Genomic DNA, 7917 nt, shown 5'->3' with positions numbered 1-7917 from the left:
GCCTGCCCCGCTCCGCCTGCTCAGGCGTCGACGAGTTCCCGCGGACGGCCCCGGACGGCCCGGCTGTAGGGGGCGGGCACCGGCACGGTGGCGCCCAGCTCCCGCGCGGCCCGCTGCGGCCAGCTCGGTTCGCGCAGCAGCTGGCGTCCGAGCAGGACGGCGTCCGCCTCGCCGGCGGCCAGGATGCCGGCGGCCTGTCCGGGCTCGGTGATCAGGCCGACCGCGGCCACCGGCAGGCCGGTCTCCTCCCGCACCCGGGTGGCGAACGGCACCTGGTAGCCGGGGCCGGTGGGGATGCGGACGTCCGGCACGTTCCCGCCGGTCGACACGTCGAGCAGGTCGACGCCCCGGTTCCGCAGCTCGGCGGCCAGGGTGACGGTGTCCTCCACCGTCCAGCCGCCCTCCGTGAGCCAGTCGGTCGCCGACACCCGGAAGAACAGCGGCAGTTCGTCCGGCCACACCGCGCGGACCGCCTCGGTGACCTCCAGGGCGAAGCGCGTGCGGCCCGCGAGGTCGCCGCCGTAGCCGTCCGTGCGGTGGTTGCTGTGCGGGGAGAGGAACTCCCCGATGAGGTAGCCGTGGGCGCCGTGGATCTCGGCGACCTGGAAGCCGGCGTCGAGTGCCCGGCGCGCGGCGTCGGCGAACTGCCGGGTGATCTTGTGTATCCGGTCGACGGTCAACTCGGCGGGGACCGGGTGGCCGTCGTCGAACGCCAGCGGGCTGGGTCCCACCGGTCGCCAGCCGCCGGCCTCGGGCGCGAGCGGGGAACCGCCGCGCCAGGGCCGGTCGGTGGACGCCTTGCGGCCGGCGTGCGCGAGCTGGATGCCGGGGACGGTGCCCTGCCCGGTCAGGAAGCGGGTGATCCGGCGCAGTCCCGCGACCTGGCGGTCGTTCCACAGCCCGAGGTCCGCCGGGCTGATGCGGCCCTCGGAGCTGACGCCGGTGGCCTCGACCAGGACGAGTCCGGCGCCTCCCACGGCCCTGGCGGCGTAGTGGGCGAAGTGCCAGTCGCCGGCGACGCCGGTGTCGGCGCCGGTTGTCGGCGCGCAGTACTGGCACATGGGCGCCATCCACACGCGGTTCGGCAGTGTCAGGGACCGCAGGGCGAAGGGGTCGAACAGACCGGTCACGGAAGTGCTCCTCATCCGGGGACGGCGTGGATCGGCTTGTGGTCGTACGATAACCATCGTAGTACGACGCGTGTCAAACTACGAGAGTTCTCGTACTATGGAGGGGTGACCAGACAAAGCGCCACCGCCTCACGCGAGTTGGAGCACCCCGCCCGGGACGCCGTCCGGCTTGAGCACGTGCTGCACGCGCTCTCCGACCCCGTGCGGCTGTCCGTCGTGCGGAGGCTGGCCGACGGCCCGCCCGAGCAGGCCTGTTCCAGCTTCGACCTGCCGGTCAGCAAGTCCACCTGCACCCACCACTTCCGGGTGCTGCGGGAGAGCGGGGTGATCAACCAGGTCTACCGCGGCACGGCGAAGATGAACGCGCTGCGCGACACCGATCTCGACGTGCTCTTCCCCGGGCTGCTGACCGCCGTCCTCGCCGCCGCGCGGGCCCAGGACGGGCGGGAGGCCGGCTGACCGCGTGACGTCCGGCGCTCAGTCGCGCCGCGCCGCGTCCAGCAGCCCCTCCCAGTCGGGGATCTTCACCGTGCCGCGCCCCAGGCCGCCGCCGAGTGCCGCCTCCGCGCGCTCGATGCCCAGCCAGCCGTGCCACTCGACCGGGTCGTGCCCGGCCGCCCGCAGCACCCGGAGCGGGTCGTCCGGCGGCACCGGGCGGGCCGCCAGCTCGTCGGCGTCGGCCAGCAGCGTGGTCACGGTCTCCTTCGCGCAGGCCCGGTTGGTGCCGATGACGCCGGTCGGCCCGCGCTTGATCCAACCGGCCACGTACTCGCCGGAGAGCGCGCCGCCCGGCCGCCGCACCCGGCCCTGGTCGTGCGGGACCGTGCCCGTCGTCTCGTCGAACGGCAACCCGGGCAGCGGCACACCGCGATAGCCCACCGACCGCAGGACCAGCTGCGCCTCGATCTCCTCGTACTCGCCCGTGCCGCGCACCCGTCCGTCCTCCGTCGGGGCCGTCCGCTCGAAGCGGACGGCCCGCACCCGGCCCAGGCCGTCGTCGAGGATCTCCACGGGCCGCAGGTAGAAGCGGAGCCGGACCGCCCGCTCACCGGGCCCGGGGGGTGTGGTGTCGGCGGTCCAGTCGCGCAGTACGGCGAGGTTGCGCCGGATCATCGCCGGCAGTCCCTCGGGGGCGGTGCTGTAGGGGTCCAGTGCCAGCTCGTCCCGTCGTGCGTACGCCCGGGTGCCGGGCAGGGCGCCCAGCTCCCGCAGCTCCTTGGTGGTGAACTTCGCCTGTGAGGGCCCCCGCCGGCCGACCAGGTGGACGGTCTCCACCGAGCCGGCGGCCAGTTCGTCCAGCGGCGCCTGCGGCATGTCGGTGCCGCGCAGCTCGCCCGGGGTCCGGGCGAGCATCCGGGCGACGTCGACGGCCACGTTCCCCACCCCGATCACCACCACCGAACGCGCGTCGAGCGGGAAGCGCCGCCCGGCGGCGTCGGGGTGCGCGCTGTACCAGGCGACGAACTCGGTCGCCGAGTGGCTGCCCGCCAGCTGCTCTCCCGGGATGCCCAGACGGCGGTCGGCGGCGGCGCCCACGCAGTACACCACCGCGTGGTACAGGCGGTGCAGCTCCCGCGTCGACACACCGCCCGCGCCCACCGGGAGGTTGCCGACGAACCGCACCCGGCCGTCCTCCAGCACCGTCCGGAGGTTCCGCTGCAACGACTTGATCTTCTCGTGGTCCGGCGCCACCCCGTAGCGGACCAGGCCGTACGGGCACGGCAGCCGGTCGAGCACGTCGACGGCCACGCCTGGCGGCGGCAGCCGGTCCAGCAGCGCCTGGGCGGTGTAGACGCCGCTGGGGCCCGAGCCGACAACGGCGATGCGGAGCGGGAGAGCCACGGTCGTATCCTTCCGCCGGGATCTCCAGCATCGCACCGGCCGCCGCGCGGCGGGAGGGGAGCGGCGCCGGAAGGGTGTCGCCCCCACCCGCTGGAGGTGCGCGCTAGCGCAGGGTGCGCATGCGACCCACCTCGGCCGCCTGCTGGGCGGCGATCTCCGTCGCCAGCTCCTGCACCGCGACGTCGGAGCCCTTGGCCAGCACGTCCCTGGACATGGTGACCGCACCCTGGTGATGGGTGATCATCAGGTCGAGGAACAGCCGGTCGAACCGTGCTCCGCGCGCCGCCCGCAGCTTGGTGAGCTGGGCGGGGGAGGCCATGCCGGGCATCGAGGAGTGGTCGGCGTGGTCGCCGCCGTGGCCGCCGTGCCCGTCGCCGTGGCCGGTGCCGGCGCCGTCCTTCGCGTGCTGTTTCAGCCACGCCCGCATGAGCCGGATCTCCGGCTCCTGGGCGGTGGCGATCCGGTCGGCGAGCCTGGTCACCCGGTCGTCCTCGGCGCGCTCGGGCGCCAGCCCGGACATCAGCAGCGCCTGCTCGTGGTGGACGATCATCATCGTCATGAACGCGACGTCGGCGGCGTTCGGCCGGCTCTGCCGCGTGCCGGCGGCGGCCGCCTCCTCGGGGGAGATCGTCCTGGCGTCCTCGCCCGGACGTCCGGGCGCCAGTACGGGCGGCCGGTCGGCCGACTCCTCGCCGCCGCCCGCTGTGCAGCCGGCGAGCGGTACGAGCAGCGCCCCGAGAAGTGCCGCACCGAGGACGGCCGTTGTGCGGACTCTGTGACGATCGGTCACCTGTGCCTCCCTGTGGGGCTGTTGCCGTCGTTGTCCCGTTCCCGCCGTTGGTGCGGTGGGGGACGTTGTGCGCCTGTCTGTACGCCTGTCTGTACGCCGACTCCGTTGGGAGTCGGTCAAGTTGAGCACGGTCGGACGGTAATCCGCTGTTGAAATGTACATGCGATGCTCGATACTGCCTTCGGTCCGGTGTGCCCGACCGGGTGCTCCGGGATCCCAGAGGGAGGAATCCGTGACGTCGTCGCACACACCCCCCGCACGACGCAGACGCATCGGTGTGGCCGCTGCCGCCATCGGCATGCTCGCCGCGCTGCTCACCGCCCAACCGGCGGCGGCCACTCCTGACCCGGACGACATCCCGTCCCCGGTCGAAGGCTCCTCGGCCGAGCGCGCCGAGGTCGAGAAGGCCATCAGGAGCGGCGAGATCCCCGCGTCGGGGGAGATCGACACCAGTTCCAACGTCCGACACCTGGCCAACGTCCCCAAGGGCGCGCTCCGGGGCGTCAACTCCGACCTGGCCTTCCAGGGCGACTACGCCTTCATGGGCAACTACGACGGCTTTGTCATCTACGACATCAAGCGCCCGGACAAGCCGCGGGTGGTCAGCGAGGTGCTCTGCCCCGGCGCCCAGAACGACATCTCCGTCGCCGGCAACCTGCTCATCCTCTCGGTCGACTCCTCGCGCAGCGACGACACGTGCAACAGCACGTCGCAGCCCGCCACCGAGAAGAGCTCGTGGGAGGGCGTGCGGGTCTTCGACATCAGCGACAAGACCAGTCCGCGCTACGTGGCCGCGGTGGAGACCGCCTGCGGCTCGCACACCCACACCCTCGTGCCGGGCAAGAAGGACCTGTACGTCTATGTGTCCTCCTACTTCCCCCACGAGACGTTCCCCGACTGCCAGCCCCCGCACGACGGCATCTCGATCGTGAAGGTGCCGCGCCACGCGCCGGAGAAGTCCAAGCTCGTCAGGTTCGCCGGACTCTTCCCCGACGGCGGCTTCCCCGGCAACCCGGAGCGCCCCGAGAAGACGCCCACCAGCGGCTGCCACGACATCACCGCCTACCCGGCGCTGAAGCTCGCCGCCGGAGCGTGCATGGGAGACGGCATCCTGCTCGACATCAGCAAGCCCGAGCGGCCCAAGGTGGTCGAACGGGTCAGGGACGAGGAGAACTTCGCCTTCTGGCACTCGGCGACCTTCAGCAACAACGGCCGCAAGGTCGTCTTCACCGACGAACTGGGCGGTGGAGGCGGGGCGACCTGCAACGCCAGGGTCGGCGACGAGAAGGGCGCCAACGCGATCTACCACGTGGAGCGCAAGGGCAAGAAGCTGAAGCTGTCCTTCCAGAGCTACTACAAGATCCCGCGCCACCAGGCGGACACCGAGAACTGCGTCGCTCACAACGGCTCGCTCATCCCCGTCAAGGGCCGCGACATCATGGTGCAGTCCTGGTACCAGGGCGGCGTGTCCTTCTGGGACTTCACCGACTCCAAGCGGCCGCACGAGATCGGCTACTTCGAACGCGGACCGGAGAACACCGAGCGGCTGACCTTCGGCGGCACCTGGAGCGCCTACTACTACAACGGCCACGTCTACAGCAGCGACCAGAACGGACTGGACGTGCTGGACATCAGGGACCGGCGCACCGACAGCGCCAAGCGGGTGCGGATGGGCGAGTTCAACGCCCAGACCCAGCCCCACATCCGCTGAGCCGAAGCGGCACCGTAACCCGGCGCGCACGCCGGCGGCTACGCCCGCCCGGCGGCGAACGGCAGCCTGGGCGGCCCGCCGGGTGGTTCCCCACCCGGCGGGTCGCCCAGCCGCCATTCCAGCCCGTAGCGGGCGAACAGCTCGGCGCGCAGCGCCGGCAGCGGCATCGCCGCACCCGGCAGCAGCACGGCGACGACCGCGCCCATGAGCAGCGCCCGCAGCATGGGGTAGTCGGTCTCCAGGTCGGTCGACCCGTAGTCCTGGAGCGCCTGGCGCAGCAGCCCGGCCAGGCGCTGCTGCTCGTCGCACTGGACGAAGCCCTCCTGCTGGAGTATCCCCGCCATGTGGGTGCGCATCAGCACGGGCCGGTCCCGGGCCAGCCCCAGGACGGCGTCGATCGCGCGGGCGAGTCGCTCCCTGCCCCGGTCGGCGCCCTGCGGCAGCGGCTCCCTGTCCAGCGCCTCGGCGAGCGTGCGGTGCATGAGCCGGTGCACCGCGGACTGCAGCAGCTGGCGTTTGCCGGGGAAGTAGTACGAGACGAGGCCGCGCGCGGTTCCGGCGCGGTCCGCGATGCTGCCGAGGGTCGTCGCCTCGTATCCGCGCTCGTCGACCAGCGCGACGGTGGCCTCCAGAAGCCGTTCGCGCGAGCGGCGGCGCAACTCCTCGTTGACCGCGGCGCTCCGAGGGGACATCCTGTAACTCCTGCGTTGGCTGGCTAGCAGCCAATATACTCAGCAGGGCGTTCGGGGACCGCCTTCGGGGAGGTGTGTCCACCGTCCCGGGCACCGGTACGGGCGACGCGGGGGATCGCCCGTACCGGTTGCCGGACGACGGGGAGCCACGACGGCGGACACCGGCAGCGGATGCGGCGGAGACCGGCCGCGACGTTCAGCCCAGCGCGTTCAGACCCGGCACGAAGGCCACCACCAGCGGTACGACGGGCACCAGCGACGCCAGCGCGGTCATCCTCACCCGGCGACCCAGCGGCAGCCGGTCGGCGGGGCCCAGCAGCCGGTCCACCCGCTGCGGCAGCTGCGCGACGTGCGGCCCGCAGGGGCCGAAGACACCGCGGTCCTCGTTGAGGCCGACCAGCGCGAGCGCGGTGGTCACCCGCCCGTGCTGGCGGGAGGCGACGTCGTCGGCGGCCAGCTCCACAAGCCGGTGCATCTGGCGGCGGAACGCCCGGAAGACCGGGACCTGCGGGAACGCGGCGGCCAGCGCCGACGAGCAGTGCAGCAGCCAGTCGTGGCGCGCCCGCACGTGGCCCTCCTCGTGCGCGAGCACCGCGTCCAGCTGACGGCCGCGCAGCCGCCGCAGCGCGCCGGAGGTGACCACCAGGCGGGGCGGTGAGCCCGGCAGCCACCAGGCGTCGGGGCGCTCGCCCTCCAGGACGACAAGCCGGTCGTGGCCGCGCTCCTCCTCGCCGGGGAGGACGGGCGCGCGGTGGCGCAGTTCGGCGCGCCGGAGGCGGCGGCGACGCCTGGCCGAGAGGATCTCCCTGGTGAGCATGGCCGCCGACCAGGCGCCGCCGACAAAGAGCAGCACCGCCACCACGCCCGCCCACGGATGGCCGTCCGCCGACAGCGCGTACGCCTCGATCACCGACGGCGGGGCCGGGGCGAAGACATGGCCGCGGACCGCCTGCCAGGCCTCCGCGGCGCTGAGCGCCATGGCCAGCACGCAGCACAGCAGCACGGCGGCGACGACACACTGCCAGACCCACAGGGCAAGCACGGGTTCACGGTCGGTCCAGGCGCCGCGGTCGAGCACGCGTGGCGCGAGTGCGGCGGTGAGGCCTCCCAGGAACAGCAGCGCCAGCGCGACCATCATGTCTGTCAGGGTATTGCTCGGCCGTCGGCACCGGGTACGGAGCCGTGGCGGAAGTGACGCACGCCTCACGGCTTCCGGCGCCCGCCTTCCCCGGGGGCTCGGCCGGCTCACATGGCAACAAGCATCGCCGCCATGCCGAGCGCCAGCGCCAGCCGGCAGGCCGCCGCGACCTCGGGGGAGTGCGCCGCCCGTGACGGGCCGGCCGCCCCGGCGGCCCGCTCGCCGCCGTGCGGTGCCCGGGCGGGCAGCAGCCGCCGGGCGGTGACAAGCGCGTAGAGCAGGAAGTACGCGGCGAGGAACGCGCTCAGCGACGGAACGCCGGCCGCGGCGTGCCCGGCGGGCTCACCGTGCGAGGCGTGCCCGCCCGCCGTCCCGTCGGCCGTGCCGTACGCGGTGTCGAGCATCAGCACGGTCATGTAGACCATGGCGCCGCCCTCCAGCAGATGGTGCGCCTGGTGCGGCACCCGCCGGTGCAGAAGCGCCGCCGACCACAGCAGCGCCCCGGCGAACAGGACAAGCAGGACGGGCGGGGGAACGGCGGGCACCGGTAGCGCCATCAGCGCCATGCCGACGCCCATCAGCGCCTCCAGCAGCGCCGACTGACGCCCTCCCAG

8 protein-coding genes are annotated in these 7917 nt (G+C 73.3%); 2 read left to right on the top strand and 6 right to left on the bottom strand.

All coding sequences use genetic code 11. The annotated features are described in order from the left end of the window. Window positions 1–20 precede the first annotated feature (20 nt). Complete coding sequence (locus GL263_RS16635; RefSeq protein ID WP_182856512.1) at window positions 21–1130, bottom strand: NADH:flavin oxidoreductase/NADH oxidase; 1110 nt, start codon at window positions 1128–1130, stop codon at window positions 21–23. Between the two features lie 105 nt (window positions 1131–1235). Here GL263_RS16635 and GL263_RS16630 point away from each other — a divergent pair, with 105 nt between their 5' ends. After that, a complete protein-coding gene (locus GL263_RS16630) occupies window positions 1236–1589 on the top strand; it encodes an ArsR/SmtB family transcription factor (RefSeq protein ID WP_182856511.1) in 354 nt (117 codons plus the stop codon). Window positions 1590–1607: 18 nt separating this feature from the next. Here the strand turns inward: GL263_RS16630 and GL263_RS16625 are convergent, their stop codons facing one another. Then, complete coding sequence (locus tag GL263_RS16625) at window positions 1608–2972, bottom strand: FAD-dependent oxidoreductase (protein WP_182856510.1); 1365 nt, start codon at window positions 2970–2972, stop codon at window positions 1608–1610. Window positions 2973–3075: 103 nt separating this feature from the next. Further along, window positions 3076–3762 carry a DUF305 domain-containing protein gene (locus GL263_RS16620; protein WP_323379436.1) on the bottom strand — a complete coding sequence of 229 codons (687 nt, stop codon included), beginning with the start codon at window positions 3760–3762 and terminating at the stop codon, window positions 3076–3078. A 232-nt stretch (window positions 3763–3994) separates the two neighbouring features. Between GL263_RS16620 and GL263_RS16615 the strand changes: the two genes are divergently transcribed. Further along, window positions 3995–5473, top strand: a complete 1479-nt coding sequence (locus GL263_RS16615; protein ID WP_182856508.1) for an LVIVD repeat-containing protein — start codon at window positions 3995–3997, stop codon at window positions 5471–5473. Window positions 5474–5511: 38 nt separating this feature from the next. Here GL263_RS16615 and GL263_RS16610 read toward each other — a convergent pair whose 3' ends face one another. The 3 genes from GL263_RS16610 to GL263_RS16600 form a co-directional block, all read right to left on the bottom strand. Beyond that, entirely contained in the window at window positions 5512–6165 is a 654-nt protein-coding gene (locus tag GL263_RS16610) for a TetR/AcrR family transcriptional regulator (RefSeq protein ID WP_182856507.1), read from the bottom strand. A gap of 196 nt (window positions 6166–6361) precedes the next feature. Beyond that, on the bottom strand, window positions 6362–7303 hold the full coding sequence (locus GL263_RS16605) for a M56 family metallopeptidase (protein ID WP_182856506.1): 942 nt from the start codon (window positions 7301–7303) through the stop codon (window positions 6362–6364). A gap of 107 nt (window positions 7304–7410) precedes the next feature. Then, on the bottom strand, window positions 7411–7917 hold a 507-nt coding region (locus tag GL263_RS16600; RefSeq protein WP_182856505.1), incomplete at its 5' end, for a DUF5134 domain-containing protein.

Source organism: Streptomyces durbertensis (assembly GCF_014156695.1).
GTDB lineage: Bacteria > Actinomycetota > Actinomycetes > Streptomycetales > Streptomycetaceae > Streptomyces > Streptomyces durbertensis.
Note: the sequence above shows the minus strand (reverse complement) of the source record. Positions and strands in the feature narration are given on the sequence as shown.

What these genes read in the sequence shown, in the direction of transcription:
- GL263_RS16610 (WP_182856507.1), bottom strand. Translation starts at nt 6,165, where the DNA reads ATGTCCCCTCGGAGCGCCGCGGTCAACGAGGAGTTGCGCCGCCGCTCG.
- GL263_RS16605 (WP_182856506.1), bottom strand. Translation starts at nt 7,303, where the DNA reads ATGATGGTCGCGCTGGCGCTGCTGTTCCTGGGAGGCCTCACCGCCGCA.